This is a genomic window from Flavicella sp., from assembly GCF_029238425.1.
Lineage (GTDB): Bacteria > Bacteroidota > Bacteroidia > Flavobacteriales > Flavobacteriaceae > Flavicella.
The window spans coordinates 1-22960 of sequence record NZ_JAQWGB010000172.1 but is presented as its reverse complement, the minus strand read 5'-3'; the positions used below and the strand labels follow the sequence as shown (position 1 = coordinate 22960).

Below are 22960 nucleotides of genomic sequence, written 5' to 3'. Positions count from 1 at the left end.
GATAATGAAGGTGGTGATGATACGACAGAGGTAGGATTTGTACCGGCTGACTTTAACGGAAATGTTGGTACCAATGGTTTTGATAATAGCACCTCTATAAGTACTGATGACACTTTTTTTGATGTCAACGGAATTATTAATGATCCTAGTTTATTGTTAGATAGCGATGGGGATGTAAATAATGCTGGTGGTGATGTTGATTATAGAGATTCTTTTGTGTCTGGAGATACGGATGGAGATGGAGTTTTTGATCCTTCCGATATTGATGATGATAATGACGGGATTTTAGATGCTGTGGAAGATGCGGTGTCTAACTTAGATATTGATAATGATGGGTTGAACAATTCAGTAGATTTAGATTCTGACGGCGATGGAATACCAGACAATATAGAGGCGCAAAGTACATTAGGTTATATATCTCCTAGTGTTGTTTTTTCTGATGGAGATGGAGATGGATTAGATGATGTGTACGAAACTGCTTCCGATTTGGGTGGAGAAGGGTTGACTCCTCTAAATTCAGATTTGGATAGTAATGAGGATTATTTGGATACGGATTCTGATGATGAAGGGCAGGGAGATACTATGGAAGCTGGATTGACTTTAAGCGGTTCTGTGGGTATCAATGGTTTGGATAGTAATATCTATACATCAAATGATTTTGCTGATGTAAATGGAAATATAGATGAGCCTACATTGCTGCCTGATTCTGATTCTGATGTCCTTACAGGGGATGTTGATTATAGGGATGCGGAGACAACCGTCAGTGCAGGGGATGGGAATTTATTATGGCTGCGAGCAGATGTTGGTGCCAATACAATAACTTGGAGTGATCAATCTGCGAATGTACATAATGCTTCAGGTAACGGAACGGGCTTAACTTTAAATTCTAACGCCGTTAATTTTAATCCAGCGTTTGAGTTTAATGGTACAGATGATTATTTTGAAATTGCGAATGGTATTTTTGAATCTAGTATATCGTATCCTAATTTATCAGCATATGTTGTCACTCTTACAGATACTCAAAAAGACTCTTATGTGTTTGAGGAAAATATCGAAGAAGGAGATGATTTTTTAATTACTGTCCCTTGGGGAGATGGAGAAATTTACTATGGTATCGAAGGCGGGAGTTCTGATATAAACCATCCATGGGTTTCAAACACAAGTACTTTTGATATGTATAATTTTTATGGAAGTGATAATACGATATCAACTCCAGTTGCTTTTCAGCAAGCACTATATTTAAATGGTTCCGTTATAGATACAGGTACTTCTTTTGAGTCGGATATTACAGGAGATAATACACAAGAGTTTACAATTGGAAGTGGAGAAGAATTGGATGGCGGAGCCTTCAGTTATTTTGATGGTCAAATTGCAGAAATTTTAGTTTATTCGGGTAATCAGACGTCAGAAGAGCAACAAAGTATACAATCGTATTTAGCATTGAAGTATGGTATTACTTTAAATCCAAGTGTGGCAATTCAAGACGATGCCAGTATAACAGAGGGAGATTATACTCTGTCTAATGGAAGCACAGTGGTTTGGAGTTATGGAGATAATAGTACCTATCATAACGATGTTGCCGGAATTGGGTTAGATGCCACAAGAAATTTTGAGCAAAAACAATCTAAATCTCAATCAGGAAATTTTTTAACAATGGGGTTAGGGAGCATTGAAACAAACAATGCGAGTAATTCAAATTCATTTTCAACGGATAAAGACTTTCTCGTGTGGGGGAATGATGGTGCTACAGGATTTGCCAGCAATTCGATTCTGTGTAGTAGCACAAATACCTTAAATAAGGTGTGGAAGGTTGTTGAGAGCGGATCAGTTGGTTCTGTTCAGATAGCAATTCCAGAAACAACCATATTGTCCGAATTAAACAACTCCACAGCTCCAATTGCTATGAAGGTCGCAAGTGATGAATTGTTTACAATGGATGTTGAATATGTCTCAATGAACCCATCTGCATTGAGTATAGGAGGAGTGGCTCAATTGGTAGGTAGTTACGATTTTGAGGGCGACAAATATTTTACGTTTACGGAGATTACAGGTATTACATGGGATGGTATTTCATGGACTGGTGGCTCTGGGAATGCTAATGCTCCTAATACATCTGATACTGGAGAATTGGTAACAGTAGATTCAGGTAGTGGTTCTCAAATTACTGCCATAGAAGATTTGTCTGTAGGTTGTTTATGGGTAACCGCAGGTTCTGTATTTACAATTGATGATGGAGTAACGCTTACTGTAGCCAATGAATTGAAGTTGGATGGAGAGCTTAGAATGGTTGGTGATGCTCAATTGATTCAAACGCATACAGGAGCATCTCAAGTCACAGGTAGCGGAAAACTATATATTGATCAAGCTAGTTCTTTGACTAGTACATATCAGTATAATTACATGACATCTCCTGTGTTGTCTACAGGGGAATCTGTTTTTACGTTAGACGATGTTTTAAAGAATGGTACAACGCCTACTTCGGCTACTTCTGTTCCAGATGAAATTACTTTTACGAATGGATATGATGGTAGTTTTGTTGGCGATGATATTGTGTTGTCAAGTTATTGGATATATAGTTATTTAAATGGTCTTACCGGTGATTCATGGATTCAACAAAAAGAAACAGGAGCCTTTGAACCTGCTGATGCATTTATTTTAAAAGGACCGGGCAGAGCTCAAAATTACACATTTGTGGGTACTCCAAACGATGGAGATATATCCATAGAAATTACCTCTAGTCATTATTCTTTATTAGGAAACCCTTATCCGTCAGCCTTGGATGCAGATGCTTTCTTGGATGATAATCCTTCTATAAGTGCTTTGTATTTTTGGGAGCAAACTGGGGATAGTGATAGTCACGCTCAAAGCGGATATGAAGGTGGGTATGCAAGTAGAATTTATCAATCAGGATCTGCTGCGACGACTGTTGTTGAAGGCACTGCCGGTTTAACACAAGGTCATGCTTATAAGTCGCCTGGTAGGTATATTCCAGTAGGGCAAGGATTTTACGTTTTGGCTAGTACTGCAGGCGGGACTATTACGTTCAAGAATAGTCATAGGGTGAGTCAACCTATTGATGAGGCAGGAGGTACTTCGGTTTTCTTTAAAGAGGGGCAAAAGAAAAAATCAAATTCTCAGGAGGATCCTGCAGTATTAAAATTAGGTTTTGAATATACGGATCAAGAAGGAGTTGGCTTACATAGACAGATTACGGCAGCCTTTAGAGAAGGAAATTCATTTGCCCATGACAATGGTCATGATGGATATATGTTTGATTTGGGTGAAACGGATATGTATTTTAAATTTGATGAAAGTAGAACGAATTATGTGATTGCTGGATTGGAACCTATTTCGGAGTCTTTGGAGGTGCCTGTCACAATTAAAACAGCATTGACAGGGGAGGTTTATGTGATGTTAGATGAGCAAGAAAATATTACAACTCCAATTTTACTGAAGGACAAACAGAATAATACATTCTATAATATCAAGGAAAATATTGCAACTATATATTTAACGCCAGGTACATATTCTGATCGATTTACTATTGTGTTTAGTGATGAAGAAATGTTAAACACGGAACATATCATTGGGAGTGATGGAGTTCTTGTTACTTATGATCAAGAGTCTAAAGAATTGGAAATCCTTAATAAGAATCAAATCGAGTTAAATGAAATTAAGGTTTACAATTCCTTAGGACAGTTAATTCAGGTGTATTCAAATAGAGATGACAACTTAAAGTTAGAGGTTGTTGATGGAGTTTATGTGGTTAAAATAAAAACAGAAATAGGAATCTTTTCTCAATTGATTTCGGTTAACTAATTGTTTTTCATCAGAAATAATTTCCGTTCTTTTTTTTTAACTTAAGATGAAACACTAAAAGAATTGAAGTAACTTTGTGCTTTTAAATTAAGAAAAATGAATACAATATATAATGGGTTTACTTTTGTGGTGGAGCCAAGAGATCCTGCAACGGAGATATTAATCGCTGAACTAGGGTATGCTGGATTTGAGAGTTTTGTTGAGAATGAAACAGGAGTAATAGCTTATATCCAAAAAGACGATTGCAGTGATGATATTTTGGAGAATATATTTGTATTGAATTCTAACGAGTTCTCTATAGAATATAAGAAGGAAGAAATTGAGCAAGTAAATTGGAATAGTGAATGGGAAAAGAATTTCTCACCGATCCAAGTGGAGGATAAGGTTTCTATTAGAGCACCTTTTCATGAAAATCCTAATTTAGAATATGACATTATCATAGAGCCAAAAATGAGTTTTGGGACGGGGCATCATGAAACTACACATATGATGGTTCAGCACTTATTAGATATTGACGTAAAAGGTAAAAAAACTTTAGATATGGGATGTGGAACTGGGATTTTGGCAATTTTCGCTGAAATGAAAGGAGCTATGCCTATTGATGCCATTGATATTGATAATTGGTGTTATTTGAATACGATTGAGAATGTGGAGAGAAATAACTGCGCAAAGATTACTTCTTATGAAGGGGATGCAAGTTTATTAGAAGGGAAAAAATACGATTTGATCATCGCCAATATCAATAGAAATATATTGTTAAATGATTTAGAAGTTTATGCAACCTGTTTGACTAATGGAGGAACACTGTTGCTAAGTGGTTTTTATGCAGAAGATATTCCCTTGCTTGATGAAAAAGCACGTACTGAAGGTTTGAGTTTGCAAAATGAGAAGAAAAGAAATAAATGGGTTTCGTTACGATATTTAAAAAATGCGTAATTTTGCAAAGAGATAAAAATCAAAAGTAAAATGAAGATGGTGAATATGAGTGTGAAAGAAAAAGTTCAGGAAGATGTTGATGTCCTTGAGATGTTAACTCCTAAACATGAGATTATTTTGCATAATGATGATGTGAATACCTTTGATTTTGTAATTGAATCGTTGATCAGTGTTTGTGAACATACTTTGGAGCAAGCTGAACAATGTACAGTTTTGGTTCATTACAAAGGAAAATGTGCTGTTAAGACAGGAGAGTACGATGAGTTAAAGCCAAAATGCAGTAAGTTGCAAGAATTAGGTTTGTCTGCTGAGCTTGTTTAGTGCTAAATGAATAGATAAAAAAAGTCAGGTTTTGAATTTCAAAACCTGACTTTTTTCTTTCAGATTCATATAGATTTAATTTAAAACTTTTTAGATTCGTAGGATGTTATCAAAATGGAAAAAGAAAACAGTCATAAGTAGGTTTGAAAAAGACAGACTTCATGCTAAAAAGAAGAAAAGAAATCTGAATACCAAACTGGTAAAGTCAGTGGGGATTCTGATGGAAGAATCTCAGTTTTTAAAGAGTAATATTGTTTTGAACAAAATTCAACAAGAATTAAAAATACCGCTAGATAATATTGAAATTTTGGTTTTCAAACCTTTTGAAAAAAAGAAAGAATATTCAGAGTTTGAGTGTACAGAAAAAGATTTTGGATGGTATGGAAGTTTAAAATTAAACAAGCTTCAAGAATTTGTTAAAAATGAATACGACTTGTTTATAAATTATGGATTTCAAGAAAATTTATATTGGAAAGTAATAACTTTGCACTCTCTATCTAATTTTAAAGTAGGTTTTGCTTCAGAAGAAGATAGTTTATATGATTTGTCAGTTTCGGATGAGGGAAGAGATTTGGGAGTTTTGACAACTGAGATGATCAAATATTTAAAGATTTTAAAGAAAATATAATGCAAGCATTTTTAGGAACGGGAACCGCTTTGATTACTCCTTTTAACGAGGATAAAAGTGTTGATGTTGTGGCTTTGGAGCAATTGGTTGAATTTCAAATTGCGAATGGAGTAGAATATATAGTTGTTTTAGGGACAACTGCAGAATCCGTTACGCTTACATCTGAAGAAAAAGAGCTTGTTAAAAAAACAATTATAGAAAAAACAAACGGAAGAGTTCCTTTGGTCCTTGGAGTTGGCGGAAATAATACGGCAACGGTTGTTTCAGATTTAAAAACATTGGATTTGTCTAAGTTTGATGCTGTTCTTTCTGTTTCTCCCTACTACAATAAACCATCTCAAGAAGGAATCTTTCAGCATTATGTTGCTGTTGCGGATGCAAGTCCGGTTCCAGTAATTATTTATAACGTACCAGGTAGAACAAGTTCTAATATTGAGCCTGCTACGGTTTCTAGATTGGCAGAAACTTGTAAAAATATTATTGGAGTTAAAGAAGCTGCAGGAGATATGGTACAAGCCATGAAATTAATTCAAACGGTACCCAATGATTTTTTAGTAATTTCTGGAGATGATATGATTGCTTTACCGATGACATTGGCAGGTGGAGCAGGTGTTATATCTGTTCTTGGACAGGCCTACCCGAAAGAGTTTTCTGATATGATTCGTTTGGGCTTAGAGAAATCATCTGAAGCTGCCTTTCAAATTCAGTATCAAATGATGGATGTTGTGGATCTGATTTTTGAAGAAGGAAACCCTGTTGGAATCAAGGCTTTGTTGTCTGTTTTAGAAGATGTGGAAACCTCTATGGAGGTTCGTTTGCCGCTAGTTGCTGCTACAGAAAGCCTTCAAGAAAAGTTGAAGCAGTTTGCACACGCTTTTGCCTAAGCAGAAATTAACAATTTTTTAGGAGCTTAAAAAGACTTCAATTCAGTTTAGAACTTATTTTTGGTTGTGGTTTTGAAAGGAAATCACTTTAATAATTCATAAATAATGTCTAATTTTGCAAAATGCTTAAATTGAAACATCTAATATTTTTATTTTCCATCGTGCTTTTGGCCTCTTGTAGTAGATACAACAGAGTGTTGAACAAAGGTAGCGTATCGGATAAGTACAAAATGGCAACAGAAATGTATGATGCCAAGAAGTTCGATAAAGCACTTCGTTTGTTTGAAATGATTACTCCAGCGTATAAAGGGAAGCCTCAAATGGAAAGAATCCAGTTTATGGTTTCCATATCTTATTTTAATACAAAAGATTATGCAAACGCAGCATATTACTTTGAGAGGTTTGTAACAAATTATCCTAAAAGTTCGAAAAAGGAAGAGGCAACTTTCTTTTCGGCAAAGTGTCATTATTTGGCATCTCCAAAATATAGTGTAGATCAAACAGAAACTAAAGACGCTTTGTTGGCATTCCAGAAATATATCAATGCATATCCTAATTCTAAACGATTGCCAGAAGCAAATCAAATGGTAAAGGAGTTGCAGTACAAATTGGAAACAAAGGCTTTTATGATTGCCAAGCAATATTTTGATATCGGTTATTATACATCAGCTGTAGTGGCTTTTGATAATATGACATCAACATATTTGGGAACAGAATACAGAGAGGAAGCTTTTTTTTATAAGTTTAAATCAGCATATGAATTAAGTGTTCGTAGTACTTTTACCAAGAAATACAAAAGGTTAGTGGCTGCAGAGAAAGCTTACGAAAAATTAGAAAGAAATTATCCAGAGTCAAAATATCTTAAGGAATCTCAAGATTTATTGAAAAGGGTACAAAAAGAAATAGCATTAATATTAAGTTAATAAATAGTCATGATGGATCACAAAAACACAAATGCACCAGATACTACTGTAACATATGATAAGTCAAAAGTAGAAGCACCTACTGGAAATATCTATGAGGCAATTTCAATCATCGCGAAAAGAGCGGATCAAATTAACGGAGATTTGAAAAAAGAGTTGGTAGAGAAATTGGATGAGTTTGCTACATACAGCGATAGTTTAGACGAAGTTTTTGAAAACAAAGAGCAAATTGAGGTTTCTAAGTTTTACGAAAAATTACCAAAAGGTCATGCTTTAGCTGTTGAAGAGTGGTTAAACGATAAAGTATATTTCAGAAATTCAGAGAAAAAAGACTAGGGAACATGAGTGTTTTAAAAGGTAAAAAGATTCTATTAGGGGTAACCGCTGGAATTGCAGCCTACAAAACAGCTCACCTAGTAAGATTATTCATAAAAGCAGGAGCCGAGATCCAAGTGGTCATGACTCCTGCTTCTAAGGATTTTGTAACGCCATTAACATTATCAACTTTATCTAAAAATCCAGTTCATTCCGTGTTTTATGAAAAAAATGAGGAGAATGAACTTTGGAATAATCATGTAGATTTAGGTTTGTGGGCGGATTACATGGTTGTAGCACCTGCTACAGCGAATACCCTTTCAAAAATGGTACATGGAATTGTTGATAATTTATTATTAGCAGTGTACCTTTCAGCAAAATGTCCAGTTTACTTTGCACCAGCAATGGATTTGGATATGTTTAAGCATGCTTCTACAACTGAAAATATTGAAAAATTAGAGCAAGGAAATCATTTGATTCCTGCTGGTACTGGCGAGTTGGCTAGTGGTTTGGTGGGAGAGGGAAGAATGGCTGAGCCAGAGGAAATTGTTGCTTTTGTTGAGAATGATATTCTGAGCAAATTGCCACTCAAAGGCCAAAAAGTATTAATAACCGCTGGTCCTACTTATGAAGCGATTGATCCTGTTCGCTTTATTGGGAATCACTCTTCAGGAAAAATGGGATTTGAACTTGCTTTACAAGCAGCGAATTTAGGAGCAACAGTGTATCTGATAGCAGGCCCCTGTTCTCTTAGTATTCAGCATTCAGCTATAACTAGAATTGATGTTACAAGTGCAGAGGAGATGTTTAATTCTGTGTTTGAATATTATACAAATGTGGATATTGCAATTGCTGCTGCAGCGGTTGCAGATTATACTCCGGTAACTACGGCACAACAAAAAATAAAAAAGAAAGAAGGGAATTTACCTATTGAGTTAAAAGCTACAAAAGATATTTTAGCAACAATGGGAGCTTCAAAGAATAACCAATTTTTAGTTGGTTTTGCGCTTGAAACAAATAATGAGGTAGAGAACGCAAAAGGAAAACTATCTAGAAAGAATTTAGATATGATTGTTTTGAATTCTCTTAAGGATAAAGGTGCTGCTTTTGGAGGAGATACTAACAAGATATCTGTCATTGACGCATCCAATAAAATTGTGGAGTACACGTTAAAGTCTAAAGAGGCAGTTGCTTCAGATATTTTTTCTGAAATTCTAAAAAGAGCGGATGTTTAAAAAGATTATTATCCTTTTAGGTTTGGTGTTGCTATGTACTGTTGGTAATTCGCAAGAATTGAATTGTACTTTTTCTATCAATGCGGATCAGGTTGGTGTAAGTAATAAACAAGTTTTTCAAACGCTGGAAAGAGCTCTGACTGATTTTGTTAATAAACAGCAATGGACCAATAAGGTTTATAAAAGTAATGAGAAGATTGATTGTGGGATGACTTTGATTGTGTCGTCTTATACGAACAATAAAAATTTTTCTGGTACTTTACAGGTAAATGCTGTACGTCCTGTTTTTGGAAGTAATTACAAAACACCTATTTTTAACTTTAAGGATGATGCTATTTCTTTTGAGTATACAGAATATGAGCCGTTAATCTATAATCCTGCAACTTATGAATCAAATTTAATTTCTTTGATTTCGTATTATGCCTATATGATTATTGCAATAGACGCAGATACCTTTGCCATGAAAGGTGGTGAGAATTTTTACAAACAAGCTTTGGATATAGTGAATCTGGCTCAGCAAGGAAATTATTCAGGTTGGGAGGCAAAAAGAAATTCATTAAATAGATATTCTCTTGTGGACTTGATTACTTCAAATGCTCACAGAGAGTATAGAGAAATTATGTATGGATATCATCGTTTAGGGATGGACGTTTTTGCAAACAATGCTGAGATTGCAAAAAATGAAATATATGAGCAACTGATGAGTTTTGAGAACTTGAATAAAAGAAGTCAGAATTCATTTATGTTTAGAATCTTTTTTGATGCAAAATCTGACGAAGTGGTTGATGTTTTTGGTTCTGGACCTGACGTGAATGTAAAAGATTTAAAAAAGTTATTGAATAGAATTTCAGCTCCAAATAGTAGTAAGTGGAAAAAAATATAATGTGGTTAAAACTCAAATAGAAAGTCCTTATAAGGGGCTTTTTTTTGCTTTATATTTAAGGGAAATTTCACAAAAAGAATCGTTAAATTTACGGCATTCAAAAAAATAGTACACATAAAATTATTTTATCTTGTTAACTACATTATCTATATCTAACTACGCTCTTATTAAGGAGTTGCAAACAGATTTTACAAAAGGATTGTCTATAATCACAGGAGAAACTGGAGCCGGTAAATCCATTGTTTTGGGAGCTTTAGGACTTGTAATGGGAAATAGAGCGGATTTAAATAGTCTGAAGGATAATTCTAAAAAATGTGTAATTGAAGCTACTTTTTCTGTTGGAGCGTACCAATTGAAAGAATTTTTTGAAGATAAAGATCTAGACTATGAGGAAGAGGCTATGATAAGAAGAGAGATTTTGCCGAGCGGTAAATCTAGAGCTTTTGTGAATGATACTCCTGTGACACTTTCTATTTTAAATGTTTTGAAAGAAAGATTAATTGATGTCCATTCTCAACATAAAACAGCTCAATTGTCTGAGACTAGCTACCAGTTTCAAATTTTGGATGCCTTAGCAGGTAATTTTGATTTGTTAGCCAACTATAGCAAACAATTGAAAGTTTATAAAAAACATCAAAAAGAGTTAGAGGTATTAGTACAAAGTCAAGAAGCGGCGAAACAAGAATATGCCTACAATTCTCATTTGTATAATGAATTGGTGGAAGCTAATTTGAAAGCAGGTGAGCAGGAAGAGTTGGAAGAAACTTTAGATAGGTTAAATAATATTGAAGCAATCAGTGATGCGCTTTCTGAATCTTTGAACTTGGCTTCTGATGAACAGGTTGGTTTGCAGTCTGGTTTGTATCAAATGAAAAATTCGTTGGATGGGATTGCGAGTTTTTCTTCGGAGTATGAAAGTTTTGCTTCACGAATTGAAAGTTTAAAGATTGAACTGGATGATGTTGTTTTTGAATTAGAAAAATATTTGGAAAATGTTGATGTCAATCCTTCCGAAATAGAAAGTCTTAATGATAGACTACAGTGGATTTATGCTTTGCAAAAAAAGCATATGGTAAGCTCTATTGATGAACTACTTACCGTTCAGTCTAATCTAGAGATAAAAGTAGGACAAGTAGAGAATGCGTCAGAACAATTAGAAAATAAGCAAGCTCAGATCGAAGAATTAAAACTAAAACTACTTGCGGTTTGCGATAAAATTCATAAAAAACGAACGAACTCTGTTCCTAAGTTGACAAAGCAATTAGAAGAAGTACTATCAAAATTGGGAATGCCGAACGCTACGTTTAAAATAGAAATAAATGGAGGCAAGGAGTTTTATACCAATGGGAATGATGAACTTCAGTTTTTGTTTTCTGCCAATATGGGTGGGAATTATGACGAATTGAAAAAAGTAGCTTCAGGGGGTGAAATGTCTAGGATTATGTTAGGAGTAAAATTGATCCTTTCAAAATACACCAAGTTACCTACCATTATTTTTGATGAGATCGATACAGGAGTTTCCGGAGAGGTTTCGAATAAAATTGCGGACGTAATGCAAGAAATGGGAGATTATATGCAAGTAATAACGATTACACATTTGCCGCAAATAGCCGCAAAAGGGGAATCTCATTTCAAAGTGTATAAAAAAGATGTTGAAGGAGTGACCACAACTTTTTTAAAGCCTTTGACTAAAGAAGAAAGAGTAACTGAAGTAGCAGAGATTTTAGGAGGTAAGACCATCACGGACTCAGCTTTGGAGCATGCAAAAGAATTATTAAAAGCCTAAAGGAAGTATCAAAAGATGAAACAAAAAATAAACTTCAAACAGATTGTTCCTTATTTGATTGCGATAGCTGTTTTTGCCTTTGTTGCATTAGCCTATTTTTCTCCCGTTTTAAAAGGAGAAAAATTATTCCAAAGCGATATTCAGCAATTTAGAGGAATGTCTAAAGAAATTGTTGATTTTAGAGCAAAAAATGGAGAAGAGCCTTATTGGACGGGTTCGGCTTTTTCAGGAATGCCATCGTATCAATTGAGTACTTATTATCCACATGATTATGTCAAAAAAATAGACGGAATCATTCGGTTTTTACCAAGACCTGCAGATTATTTGTTTTTATATTTTCTAGGTTTTTTCGTGTTGTTGATGGTGTTGAGGTTTGATTGGAAACTTGCGATTATTGGTTCGTTGGCTTTCGGGTTTTCAACTTATTTTATAATTATTTTAGGAGTAGGGCATAACGCAAAAGCCCATGCCATTGGTTATATACCACTGGTTCTAGCTGGAGTATTGTTAATTTTTGAATCTAAATATTTTTGGGGATTCGTAGTAACTACCTTAGCAATGGCGCTCGAAATTAACACGAGCCATCCTCAAATGACTTATTACCTAGGATTTACCATATGTATTCTAGGAATAGTGTTTTTAATAGATGTTTTAAAATCTAAGGGAGATATCAAAATATTTGGTTCACAAGTTGGTGTTATTGTTTTAGGGACAATTCTAGCACTTTGCATGAATGCTAGTAGTTTGATGGCAACCAAAGAATATGCTGACAAAAGTACTAGAGGGAAAAGTGAGTTAACCATAACGGCGGACGGTAAAACAAAAAAGGCAAGTTCGGGTTTATCCAAGAGTTATATTACGGAATATAGCTATGGTAAAATGGAGACTTTTAATTTGTTTATACCAAGATTTACAGGGGGAGCCAATAGTGAGAATTTAGGAAATGAGTCAGAAACCTATAAGTTTCTTAGTTCAAAAATAGATAGAAATCAGGCAGAAGGATTTGCAAAAAATGTTCCTACTTATTGGGGAAGTCAGCCTATTGTAGCTGCTCCAGCTTATATAGGAGCTATTTTTATATTCTTGTTTGTTTTGGGGATTTTTATTGTTGATTCTAAAATTAAAATTTGGTTGGTTTCAGCTACCGCTTTTTCAGTTTTGATGAGTTGGGGACACAATTTTGAGTTCTTGACTAATATTTTTATTGAATATGTTCCTTTGTATAATAAGTTTAGAGCAGTGAGTTCTATTCAAGTTATTGCAGAAGTGTGCATACCATTATTAGGATTATTAGCTCTAAAAGAATTTTTTAACACTAAATTGACAAGTGAAGAGAAAGTAAAAGAACTAAAGAAAGCTTTTTATATTGTTGGTGGAATTGCATTGTTTTTTACTTTGTTAGGTTCTAGTTTGTTAGAATTTAATGGTGCAAATGACGGTTACTATGACAACATGCTAAAAGGGCTAGGAAGTGCTATAAAAGCAGATAGACAAGTAATATTCTTTGAGGATAGCCTGAGAACATTCATGCTAGTTCTATTGAGTGCAGCGGTGTTGTATTTGTACTTAAAGGAGAAATTAAAATACCAGGTAGTGTTAATTGCATTAGGGGTTTTGTTATTGTTTGATATGATAGGTACTGCCAGAAGATATGTTGATACAAGTGATTTTCATAGTGCTAGACAAATTGAAAAGCCATTTGTAAAATCGAGTATTGACAAAGAAATACTTCAAGATAAAGGACATTATCGTGTAGCAAATTTTGCGGGTAACTTTATGAACGATGGAGCTACGTCTTATTTTCATAAATCCATCGGAGGGTACCATGCGGCCAAATTTGGGAGGTATCAGGAATTGGTAGATTTTCATATTTCAAAAAATAATATGGAAGTTTTGAATATGTTGAACACCAAATATTTTATCATTCCAAATGAAAAAGGAGAGAAAGGTTTGCAAGTAAACCCTGATACAAATGGGAATGCTTGGTTTGTGAGTGATGTGAAATTTGTGTCAAATGCAAATGATGAGATTTTAGGATTGGGCGACTTCGATTCAAAAGGGACTGCAATTGTAAATCAATCAGAATTCCCGGAGTTTAAAAAAACTTATAAAACTGTACGTTTAGACTCTTTGTCAAAAATTGATTTGGTAAAATATGACGCCAACTATCTAAAATATCAATCAAATAATGATAAGGCTCAATTAGCTGTTTTTTCAGAGATATATTATAAAGAGGGTTGGAATGCTTATATAGATGGTGAATTGAAACCACATATAAGAGCAAATTATGTTTTAAGAGCACTGGAAATACCAAAAGGTGAGCATAACATTGAATTTAAATTTGAACCTACAATTATTGCTAAAGGAGGTATGATCAACTTAAGCGCTTTATTAGTATTTGTAGTATTGATAGTTTTTGCAATAATTAGAAATAAAAAAACAAATAGCTAGTGTATAAAACGATGCCCAATAAAAGGTACAAACATACCTTAGAATTTTTACAGGAGGTTTTGCCTGCGCCAGCAGTGGTATTAGATGTCGGGGTGCGCAATCCTTTTTCTGAAATAATGGAAGAAAATGGATACACAGTTTATAATACCAATGGCGAAGATTTAGACGATCTGCCTGAGATGGTAAATAATCAGAAAGTGGATGCTGTGGTGGCCTTTGAGATTTTTGAGCATTTATTGGCTCCTTATAATGTTTTAAAGAATATTGAAGCTGATAAATTAATTACTACCATTCCGTTAAAACTGTGGTTTGCTAGTGCGTATAGAAGTAAAACTGATATGTGGGATCGTCATTATCACGAATTTGAAGATTGGCAGTTTGATTGGTTGATAGAAAAATCAGGATGGAAGTCTTTGAAAACAAAAAAATGGACCAGTCCAATTAAGAAATTAGGTTTTCGTCCAATACTTAGAAAGTTTACACCAAGATACTATGCTGTTTACGCAGAGAGAAAATAATATATGATAATAGGAATGCTTTTAGATGCCGTATATCCTCCTGATCCGAGGGTAGAAAATGAGGCTGTTTCTCTAATAGAGGCGGGGCATGAAGTATTTCTGTTTTGTTTGCATTATGGAGATCAACCAGAAGAGGAGCGTATCAAAGGTATTTATGTGAAAAGGTATAAATCTTCGAGACTAGAATTTAAGTTGTCCGCCTTAGCCTATACCGTTCCTTTTTATAAAATTTCTCTTTCCAAAAAAATTGAAAATTTCATTGAAAACCATAAGATAGAGGTCTTGCATGTCCATGATATGCAAATAGCAGGAGCAGCTTTTAAAGCAAACCAGCCGTATGGATTACCTATACATCTGGATCTTCATGAGAATAGACCAGAGATTATGAAGTTTTATCCTCATTTGAATAAATTCCCCGGGAAATATATTATTCAACCAAGTATTTGGAAGAAATTTGAAAAACAATATGTTCAGCAAGCAACAAATGTTATTACGGTAACGGAAGAGGCTAAAAATGAGCTGGTTCTAAGATGCTCTGTTTTCGAAAAAAAAATAATTTCTGTTCCCAATACGGTGCATAAAAATTTTTATGAAAATGCAAAGTTTGATATTGGAATAGAGAATAAATTCAAAGATGATTTTGTGCTTTTGTATCTTGGTGATACAGGTTTACGTAGAGGGCTGTTAACGGCTATAGAAAGTGTTGCTCATTTGAAAAATGAAATTCCAAATATAAAATTAGTTATTGTTGGGACTAGCACAGAAGACAGTATTTTGAAACAAAAAATATCAGAACTTGGAATAGAGAATTTTGTTAGTTTTGAAGGTTGGCAAAATGTAGAATTGTTTCCTTCTTATATCAAAGCTAGCAATATTTGTATATCTCCCTTGCATAGAAATAAACATCATGATACAACCTATGCAAACAAAATATTTCAATATATGTCATTTGCAAAGGTTGTTTTAGCAAGTAACGCAACCTCTCAAGAAAATATCATTCATAAATCAAATGCTGGATTGATTCATAAAGCGGAAGATGTAAATGATTTTTCAGATAAAGTTAGAATGTTATATGCAGATGAAGAAATGTGTGCTTCATTTGGGGAAAATGGACAGAAATTTATTCAAAATGAGTTTACTTGGGAGCATACTTCAAAAAACTTAATAAATTTATATAATAATTTAGATTCTTGAAAGTATTAATTCTGACATATTATTGGCCTCCTGCTGGTGGTTCTGGCGTTCAACGATGGTTGAAGTTTGTGAAATATTTACAGAACTTTGGGATAACTCCAGTTGTATATACAGTTGATAATCCAGATTTCTCTATTCTAGATACTAGTTTAGAAAAAGAAATCCCACAAGGGGTGGAAGTTTTAAAACAACCGATTTGGGAGCCCTATAAATTGGCAAGTTTTTTATCTAAAAATAAAAACTCAAAGACCAATGTTGGATTTTTGAATTCAAAACAAAGTCGTTTTGCTAAACTTAGCACCTATATTAGAGCCAATTTTTTTATCCCAGATGCGCGAATGTTTTGGGTCAAGCCTTCTGTGAAGTTTTTAAAGGAGTATTTAAAAGAAAATCCTGTGGACGCTATTATTTCCTCAGGGCCTCCTCATACTTTGCATAAGATAGGATTGGAATTAAAAAAGGAAACTGGAATTCCATGGATTTCTGATTTTAGGGATCCTTGGACGGATATTGATTATTTTCATCAATTACCCTTGTCTAAAAATGCTAAGAAAAAGCATTTTAAGATGGAACAAGAGGTACTGAATACCTCTGATGCTGTTGTTGTAGTGGGAGAAACGATGAAAGAAAATTATTTAAAACATAATAAAAATACCGTTGTGATTACCAATGGATTTGATTCTAATGTTTCGAATTCAGCTGAACTATTGGATGAGAAATTCTCTATTACTCATGTTGGAATGATGAATGAAGATCGCAATCCAACTATGCTATGGGATGTTTTAAAGGAACTTTGTACAGAAGATGCTAACTTTAAAAATGATGTATGTATTCAGTTGATAGGAAAGTTAGATGCTTCAGTAATTAATGGAATAGAGGGCAATAGTTTAAAGGAAAATACAAGAATCATAAATTATTTGCCACATGACAAGGTTGCTGTTTTTCAAAAAAAATCTCAGGTTCTATTGTTGGCTGTAAACGAGGTTCCAAGTGCTAGAGGTATCATTACAGGGAAAATATTTGAATATTTGGTAGCGAAAAGGCCTATTTTAGCAATTGGTCCAATTGATGGTGACTTGGCAAAAATTTTGACAGAATCAGAAGCAGGAGCTATAGTAGATTTTGGAGATAGTAAAACGCTTAAAATTAAAATAAAAGAATTATATCAAGCGTTTAAAAAGAACGAATTGCATATAGATCCAAAGAATATAGAAAAATACCATAGAAAAGAATTGACCAAACAAATGGCCGATTTGATAAAACGTACAGTTTCATAAATGAAAAAAATAGTTACCATTTTAGGAGCGAGACCGCAATTTGTAAAAGCAGCGGTTTTAAGTAGAGTCATTGCTGAAGAGAAAGCTTTTGAAGAAATCATAGTGCATACGGGTCAGCATTATGATGAAAATATGAGTGCTGTTTTTTTTGAGGAAATGGAAATACCATTACCTAAATATAATTTAGATATCAATGGAGTAGGACATGGAGCCATGACAGGTCAAATGCTCGAAAAAATTGAAGCTTTATTGTTAAAGGAGCAACCAGATGCAGTTGTTGTGTATGGTGATACAAATTCTACATTGGCTGGGGCATTGGCTGCTCAAAAATTACAAATGAAGGTAGTACATATTGAAGCTGGATTGCGTTCTTTTAATATGCAAATGCCGGAAGAGGTAAATAGAATTTTAACAGATAGAATTTCTAGTTTGTTATTATGTCCTACGGATACAGCAATCAAGAATCTTGAGAAGGAAGGATATGCTACCTTAAAGATTGAGTATTCTAAATGTGGTGATATCATGAAGGATGCTGTAAGTCATTATAGTAAAAATTCGAATCAGAAATCCGATATTATAACTAGGTTGTCTTTAGAAGAAAAGAATTTTGTTTTGGCAACAATACACCGTCAAGAGAATACGGATTCTTTAGAAAATTTGAAAAATATTTTTGAAGGACTGACAGAAATTCATGAGGATAAAAAAGTGGTAATGCCAATTCATCCTAGAACTAAAAATATTTTAGCTACGCATAAGTTGGAATATCCTATTGAGTTTATCGATCCGGTTGGGTATTTTGATATGTTAGAATTATTAAAAAACTGTAAATTAGTTGTTACAGATAGTGGTGGACTCCAAAAAGAAGCTTTTTTTAATAAAAAATTCTGTGTGGTTGCTCGTGAGCAAACGGAATGGGTAGAATTGGTAGAAAATGGTTATGCACAATTAGTAGGAAGTAATGCCGAGAAAATGATTGCCTCATTTAAAGAATTTCAACAAACCAATAAAGACTTTAAGGAAAATATTTTTGGAGATGAGGTTGGACTTCAAATTCATAATGCAATTAAAAAAATGATTGAAAGTTAATGGGGATAGTACTAAAACAATCTTTTAAAAACACAGTCACCATATATGGAGCATTTGCTATTGGTGGAATAAATGCATTGTTTTTATACACTTCTTTTTTAGAAGATACCTATTATGGATTGGTAACATTTTTATTATCCACATCTAATTTATTGATGCCTTTTATTGGCTTCGGTGTTCAGTATACGATTTTAAAATTTTACTCTTCCTATGTTAGTAAAATAGAGAGAGATAAATTTTTATCGATAGCTTTGATTTTACCAATGTTGGTGGCAATACCATTGGGGTTTATTGGAGTACTGTTTTATGAAGGAATCTCTTCTTATTTATCGATAAAAAATCCAGTTGTAAAAAATTATGTAAGCGTTATTTATTTGGTCGCAATTGCTTGTGCGTATTTTGAAATATTTTACGCATGGTCTAAAGTTCAGTTGCAATCAGTATATGGTAATTTATTGAAGGAGCTGTTCTCAAGAATTGCCGCAATGATTTTACTGTTTTGTGTTTATTTTAAATGGATCAGTGTAGAAGATTTTATTTGGTATTTAACTGGAGCCTATTTTATTAGAATGTTTTTAATGGCGGGCTATGCCTTTCATTTATATCGTCCAAAATTACGATTGGAAATGCCAGAAAACATCACAGAAATTCTGAGGTATTCAGCCTATATTATCTTAGCTGGAGCGGCGGGTACAATTTTAATAGATATTGATAAGTTTATGATTCCTCAAAAAGAAGCTATTGCTTTGACCGCATATTATTCTGTTGGGGTTTATATCGGTTCAGTGGTCGAAACTCCAGGAAGAGCCATGGCACAAATTCTGCAGCCATTAATTGCAAAGGCCATCAATCAAAAGGATTTAAAAGAGGTGCATAGTTTGTATAAAAAAAGCTCCATAAATCTTTTTGCGATATCAGGACTTGTTTTTCTGTTGATAAATTTAAATATTTCCGAAATGTTTGCGTTGCTGCCGGAAAAATTTAGAGGTGGAGAATGGATTGTATTGTTTATTTCCATTGCCAAATTATATCATATGTTTCTTGGTGGAAATGGAGCTATTATTTCCAATTCTAAATATTACAAGATATTACTTCCTTATGGAGTGGCTATGGCCATTTCAGTTATAGTTTTAAATGATTATTTGATAGATTTAATTAGTATTGAAGGAGCCGCATTGTCCACTTTGTTAGTGGTATTGGTTTTTAATTCTGTCAAATTATTTTATGTAAAAAGCAAGTTTGATATGTATCCTTTTACTTCAAAAACTTTTCCTTTGTTGGTGTTGCTTGTTGTTTTTTATGCTCTTTTTATGGGATGGGACTTTGAATTTCATCCTCTCTTAAACATCATATTAAAAGGAGCAGTCATTGCCGTTTTATATGTAGTATGCTTATATAAAATGAAAATTTCCGTTGAAATTAATACTACGATCAATAACTTGAAATCTCGTTTTCTGTAGATGCTTCACAGTGTTTGAAAAAAAGTAAAAATATAATGTAATTGAATTTGTATATTTACGTCAAACCCTATCAAAATAGAACTGCATGATTGAAGTTATTGAACACAACTTAACAAAGGGAGAACACTTATTAAAGAGCATTTCAAAAGAACAATATAGTAATATCAATGTTGCACCTTACTATTCAAGTATAGGAACTCATATCAGACATGTGATGGATATGTTTCATTGCATATTTGATGGGATTGAGAGCGGAAATATAGACCTTGCTGCTAGAAGAAGGAATAAAGCAGTGGAAGAGCAATTAGATTTAGGCCTTGGGTATATAGCAGCAACAATTGATCAATTACAAGCAATAAACTTAGATATGTTGGGGGAAACGTTTCGTGTTACTGATGATTTGGGAGGAGGTAAGGTAACCATAGAATATACTCTTGCCGCAATTTTGAGTCAAGCCCATAGCCATGCCATACACCATTATGCAAGTATTGGATATATTATTCATCAATTAGGAATTCAGTTGCCAGATAATGGTTTTGGTTTCAATCCAACAACACCCAAAAAAGAAATGGTAAAATCTTATTTGAAAAGAGATTTCAGAACAGTTCTGATTCCATTGGCAACTAAAAATATGGCACAGAAAGCCGCAATAAAACCAATAACACTAAATATATAATTGTTGTCTTTTTTTATGGCAGAAAAACCAATACTGATCATTATTGGAGCCAAAGCAATTAAAGGGATAGCTCCAAAAATATATTTCATTCCTTTTTTCAATAAGTTTTGATCTGTACTCATTTTTTGCGATTTTCAATTACGTTTCTCACATTTCCGTATTTTTCCAGCAATAAGGAAGCTTCTTCATAACTAACCTTTAGATTATCGACAACCATTCTGTTGGCTCTATCTATTAATTTTGAATTGGAAAGTTTCATGTCTACCATTTTATTTCCTTTTACTTTTCCAAGTAAAATCATGGTAGTAGTACTGATCATATTTAGAATGAGTTTTTGAGCAGTACCCGCTTTCATTCTAGAGCTTCCTGTAACAAATTCGGGTCCAACTACAGAAACAATAGGGAATTGTGCGATCAAGTGCAGCGGGCTATTTTCATTCATTGTAATACAGCCTGTCACTATATTATTTTCATTCGCAGTTTGTAAAGCACCTAGAACGTAGGGTGTGGTTCCAGATGCAGCAATTCCAATCACTACATCATTAGTAGAAATATCATGCGCTTGTAAATCTAACCAACCTTGCGTTGTATTGTCCTCTGCATTTTCAACCGCTTTTCGAATAGCAGTATCACCACCCGCAATAAGTCCAACAACAAGTTCATGAGGCACACCAAAAGTAGGAGGACACTCAGAGGCATCAAGCACACCTAAACGTCCACTAGTTCCTGCCCCCATATAAAAAATTCGACCTCCTTTTTTTAGTTTCGTAACAATTTGTTCCACTAAAGCAAGAATTTGCGGTTTAGATTTTTCTACAGCAAGAGCTACTTTTTTGTCTTCGTTGTTTATATGTGTCAACAAATCTTCTGCCGACATGTTTTCTAAGTTATTATATAGAGAGCTTTGCTCTGTTGTTTTTGAAAAATCCAAATTGTTGTTTTTTTCAAAAATACTAAAAGCAACTTATTTATACGTCAATTTACGTTATAGTTATATCTACTAACGATAAAGTTTTAAGACATCGATAATTTATGACTCTATAACTTCTTTAGAAATAAAGTATGGATAAGCCTAAACCCAAAATATTAAAATGGAGGCAACGTTATCGAGTTTTCATTTGTTATAGTATAGACAGTTTTCTCCATTTGAGACAATCTAAAGTATCCATATGGCTTCTTTTCAGCATCCGTAGTATTGATGCAATTACCTTGAACTGCAGCAGGAGGAGCTGCAAAAGGTCCTCCACTGGATACTTGGTCTAATAACAAATTCATATAGTTGAAATTTGTTTTTGAAGCACTATAAAAATAGATAGTAAGGTCTTTACCAGGTTTTAAACTGTCATCTTGCTCGAAGAAGCTGTTTTCTTGTCCATCAGAAAATTCATCATCTCTTGTTCTATATACATCAATGGCATAATCAGTAGGATAGCTAAATTGACTGAAATAATAGTTATCGATTCCTGCAGGATCCAAATAGAAGAATTCTACTTTTATAACTTCAGTCCCAAAGAAATTATCAGTAGTTTGTTCTATTCTATCGATACTAGGTAAGGCAAGTAAAGTTTCTTCAGCTGTAAATTCTTCCCCATTATACGTAACAGTTAGTGTATATGTTTCATCGATTACGGGCATAAATGTTGAGGTTGAATAGATACCAGTTGTTCCTTCTTCAATAAAATCAAATTCATCGTTATTGCTGTTGGTTATTTTGACCTTAGCACCTGTCGCTATGGGAACCGTCAAATCGTAAAAACCTGCTGTTTGAGTTAGTCGTATAGATTGTTCTGCACCTGTTGTACCTTTCTCCCAGTTTATATTTGCATCTATTACCAAACGTTTAGGTCCTTCCTCTAACGGTAAATCAATTACATCTTCACAAGATGCAAATAAGAATATGGTGATTGCTAAGTATAAATATTTCATAACAATTAAAATTTAAAATTATAAGTAAAAGAAGGAGTAAACCCAAAGATTGAAGTACGTGTGGCTTCATTCATACCTGTTTCGTCATTTTGACTAAAGGAAATTGAAGCGGCATTCCTTCTTCCGTATAAGTTATAGATACTAAATACCCATTCGCCTTTCCATTTGCGCGGTTTTTTAGGTTGTGGAGTATAGGTAGCAGAAATATCAAAGTGATGGTAACTAGGCAACTGAAATTCATTTCTCTCGCTATAAACAGGAACTTTTAAGGTACTTGTTGATTGCGAATAATCTCCGTTTAAATTAGTTTCATATTGACCGTTTGGATAGGTAACAGGTCTTCCAGATTGGTATACAAAATTAGCCCCGGCTTTCCATTTTTTGTTAAAGTAATAACTCGTAGTTATAGAAAGGTCATGTAATTTATGATATGGAGATTTGTACCAATTACCATTATTGATTCCTGTAGCTCCTTCTGTAGTTCCAACTACTTTTTGTTCAGTATTAGAGATGGTATAGCTAATCCAACCTTTAAAATTTCCTCTGTTCTTTTTTAAAGAAAGCTCTAAACCATAAGATCTAGATTTACCACTTAAAACAATAGTTTCAATTTGATTTTGAGCAATTAAATCAGCACCATCA

Annotated in this window: 19 protein-coding genes and 2 pseudogenes; 17 read left to right on the top strand and 4 right to left on the bottom strand. The window is 33.9% G+C overall.

Features of this window, described 5'->3' with window-relative positions:
* From P8H68_RS11975 to P8H68_RS11895, 17 genes and pseudogenes are all read left to right on the top strand, one after another.
* Window positions 1-3819, top strand: a pseudogene (locus P8H68_RS11975) (hypothetical protein); the annotation flags it as partial.
* Between the two features lie 96 nt (window positions 3820-3915).
* Complete coding sequence (gene prmA / locus P8H68_RS11970; protein ID WP_300325434.1) at window positions 3916-4755, top strand: 50S ribosomal protein L11 methyltransferase; 840 nt, start codon at window positions 3916-3918, stop codon at window positions 4753-4755.
* Between the two features lie 45 nt (window positions 4756-4800).
* The gene (locus P8H68_RS11965) at window positions 4801-5076 is read left to right on the top strand and encodes an ATP-dependent Clp protease adaptor ClpS (protein ID WP_300325440.1); all 276 of its coding nucleotides are present in this window, start codon (window positions 4801-4803) and stop codon (window positions 5074-5076) included.
* A 103-nt stretch (window positions 5077-5179) separates the two neighbouring features.
* Window positions 5180-5704, top strand: coding sequence for a hypothetical protein (locus P8H68_RS11960; protein WP_300325431.1), 525 nt, complete (start codon window positions 5180-5182; stop codon window positions 5702-5704).
* Window positions 5704-6588, top strand: coding sequence for a 4-hydroxy-tetrahydrodipicolinate synthase (gene dapA, locus P8H68_RS11955; RefSeq protein ID WP_300325428.1), 885 nt, complete (start codon window positions 5704-5706; stop codon window positions 6586-6588). Before P8H68_RS11960 ends, dapA begins: the two co-directional genes overlap by 1 nt.
* A 122-nt stretch (window positions 6589-6710) precedes the next feature.
* On the top strand, window positions 6711-7511 hold the full coding sequence (gene bamD / locus P8H68_RS11950; RefSeq protein ID WP_300325425.1) for an outer membrane protein assembly factor BamD: 801 nt from the start codon (window positions 6711-6713) through the stop codon (window positions 7509-7511).
* Window positions 7512-7523: 12 nt separating this feature from the next.
* Entirely contained in the window at window positions 7524-7847 is a 324-nt protein-coding gene (locus P8H68_RS11945; protein ID WP_300325437.1) for a DNA-directed RNA polymerase subunit omega, read from the top strand.
* Between the two features lie 5 nt (window positions 7848-7852).
* A complete protein-coding gene (gene coaBC, locus P8H68_RS11940; RefSeq protein WP_300325422.1) occupies window positions 7853-9061 on the top strand; it encodes a bifunctional phosphopantothenoylcysteine decarboxylase/phosphopantothenate--cysteine ligase CoaBC in 1209 nt (402 codons plus the stop codon).
* Window positions 9054-9944 carry a DUF4835 family protein gene (locus P8H68_RS11935; RefSeq protein ID WP_300325419.1) on the top strand — a complete coding sequence of 297 codons (891 nt, stop codon included), beginning with the start codon at window positions 9054-9056 and terminating at the stop codon, window positions 9942-9944. Before coaBC ends, P8H68_RS11935 begins: the two co-directional genes overlap by 8 nt.
* Before the next feature lie 130 nt (window positions 9945-10074).
* Complete coding sequence (recN, locus tag P8H68_RS11930) at window positions 10075-11730, top strand: DNA repair protein RecN (RefSeq protein ID WP_300325416.1); 1656 nt, start codon at window positions 10075-10077, stop codon at window positions 11728-11730.
* A 15-nt stretch (window positions 11731-11745) separates the two neighbouring features.
* On the top strand, window positions 11746-14181 hold the full coding sequence (locus tag P8H68_RS11925; RefSeq protein ID WP_300325413.1) for a YfhO family protein: 2436 nt from the start codon (window positions 11746-11748) through the stop codon (window positions 14179-14181).
* An 11-nt stretch (window positions 14182-14192) separates the two neighbouring features.
* On the top strand, window positions 14193-14699 hold the full coding sequence (locus P8H68_RS11920) for a methyltransferase (RefSeq protein WP_300325410.1): 507 nt from the start codon (window positions 14193-14195) through the stop codon (window positions 14697-14699).
* A gap of 3 nt (window positions 14700-14702) precedes the next feature.
* Window positions 14703-15893, top strand: coding sequence for a glycosyltransferase family 4 protein (locus P8H68_RS11915; protein WP_300325407.1), 1191 nt, complete (start codon window positions 14703-14705; stop codon window positions 15891-15893).
* Window positions 15890-17170, top strand: coding sequence for a glycosyltransferase family 4 protein (locus P8H68_RS11910; RefSeq protein ID WP_300325404.1), 1281 nt, complete (start codon window positions 15890-15892; stop codon window positions 17168-17170). The genes P8H68_RS11915 and P8H68_RS11910 overlap by 4 nt, the downstream gene beginning before the upstream one ends.
* A complete protein-coding gene (gene wecB / locus P8H68_RS11905) occupies window positions 17171-18256 on the top strand; it encodes a UDP-N-acetylglucosamine 2-epimerase (non-hydrolyzing) (RefSeq protein ID WP_300325401.1) in 1086 nt (361 codons plus the stop codon).
* The gene (locus tag P8H68_RS11900) at window positions 18256-19716 is read left to right on the top strand and encodes an oligosaccharide flippase family protein (RefSeq protein ID WP_300325398.1); all 1461 of its coding nucleotides are present in this window, start codon (window positions 18256-18258) and stop codon (window positions 19714-19716) included. The genes wecB and P8H68_RS11900 overlap by 1 nt, the downstream gene beginning before the upstream one ends.
* Window positions 19717-19801: 85 nt before the next feature.
* The gene (locus P8H68_RS11895) at window positions 19802-20392 is read left to right on the top strand and encodes a DinB family protein (RefSeq protein ID WP_300325395.1); all 591 of its coding nucleotides are present in this window, start codon (window positions 19802-19804) and stop codon (window positions 20390-20392) included.
* Here P8H68_RS11895 and P8H68_RS14560 read toward each other — a convergent pair.
* The 4 genes and pseudogenes from P8H68_RS14560 to P8H68_RS11880 all read right to left on the bottom strand — a co-directional run.
* Entirely contained in the window at window positions 20296-20514 is a 219-nt protein-coding gene (locus tag P8H68_RS14560) for a DUF6095 family protein (RefSeq protein WP_366144944.1), read from the bottom strand. The genes P8H68_RS11895 and P8H68_RS14560 overlap by 97 nt on opposite strands.
* Window positions 20511-21323 (bottom strand): N-acetylmuramic acid 6-phosphate etherase, encoded by an 813-nt coding sequence (gene murQ, locus P8H68_RS11890; RefSeq protein ID WP_300325392.1) that lies wholly within the window; start codon window positions 21321-21323, stop codon window positions 20511-20513. The genes P8H68_RS14560 and murQ overlap by 4 nt, the downstream gene beginning before the upstream one ends.
* Window positions 21324-21478: 155 nt before the next feature.
* A complete protein-coding gene (locus tag P8H68_RS11885; RefSeq protein WP_300325390.1) occupies window positions 21479-22318 on the bottom strand; it encodes a DUF4249 domain-containing protein in 840 nt (279 codons plus the stop codon).
* 5 nt (window positions 22319-22323) lie between these two features.
* A pseudogene (locus P8H68_RS11880) lies at window positions 22324-22960 on the bottom strand (hypothetical protein); the annotation flags it as partial.

Bases quoted from the DNA above. Each gene is read 5' to 3' on its own strand.
- P8H68_RS11900 (WP_300325398.1), top strand. From the start codon at position 18,256: ATGGGGATAGTACTAAAACAATCTTTTAAAAACACAGTCACCATATAT.
- coaBC (WP_300325422.1), top strand. From the start codon at position 7,853: ATGAGTGTTTTAAAAGGTAAAAAGATTCTATTAGGGGTAACCGCTGGA.
- dapA (WP_300325428.1), top strand. From the start codon at position 5,704: ATGCAAGCATTTTTAGGAACGGGAACCGCTTTGATTACTCCTTTTAAC.
- P8H68_RS11945 (WP_300325437.1), top strand. From the start codon at position 7,524: ATGGATCACAAAAACACAAATGCACCAGATACTACTGTAACATATGAT.
- wecB (WP_300325401.1), top strand. From the start codon at position 17,171: ATGAAAAAAATAGTTACCATTTTAGGAGCGAGACCGCAATTTGTAAAA.
- P8H68_RS11920 (WP_300325410.1), top strand. From the start codon at position 14,193: ATGCCCAATAAAAGGTACAAACATACCTTAGAATTTTTACAGGAGGTT.
- P8H68_RS14560 (WP_366144944.1), bottom strand. From the start codon at position 20,514: ATGAGTACAGATCAAAACTTATTGAAAAAAGGAATGAAATATATTTTT.
- prmA (WP_300325434.1), top strand. From the start codon at position 3,916: ATGAATACAATATATAATGGGTTTACTTTTGTGGTGGAGCCAAGAGAT.
- P8H68_RS11935 (WP_300325419.1), top strand. From the start codon at position 9,054: ATGTTTAAAAAGATTATTATCCTTTTAGGTTTGGTGTTGCTATGTACT.
- P8H68_RS11885 (WP_300325390.1), bottom strand. From the start codon at position 22,318: ATGAAATATTTATACTTAGCAATCACCATATTCTTATTTGCATCTTGT.
- P8H68_RS11960 (WP_300325431.1), top strand. From the start codon at position 5,180: ATGTTATCAAAATGGAAAAAGAAAACAGTCATAAGTAGGTTTGAAAAA.
- P8H68_RS11965 (WP_300325440.1), top strand. From the start codon at position 4,801: ATGAGTGTGAAAGAAAAAGTTCAGGAAGATGTTGATGTCCTTGAGATG.
- P8H68_RS11895 (WP_300325395.1), top strand. From the start codon at position 19,802: ATGATTGAAGTTATTGAACACAACTTAACAAAGGGAGAACACTTATTA.
- P8H68_RS11925 (WP_300325413.1), top strand. From the start codon at position 11,746: ATGAAACAAAAAATAAACTTCAAACAGATTGTTCCTTATTTGATTGCG.
- bamD (WP_300325425.1), top strand. From the start codon at position 6,711: ATGCTTAAATTGAAACATCTAATATTTTTATTTTCCATCGTGCTTTTG.
- P8H68_RS11915 (WP_300325407.1), top strand. From the start codon at position 14,703: ATGATAATAGGAATGCTTTTAGATGCCGTATATCCTCCTGATCCGAGG.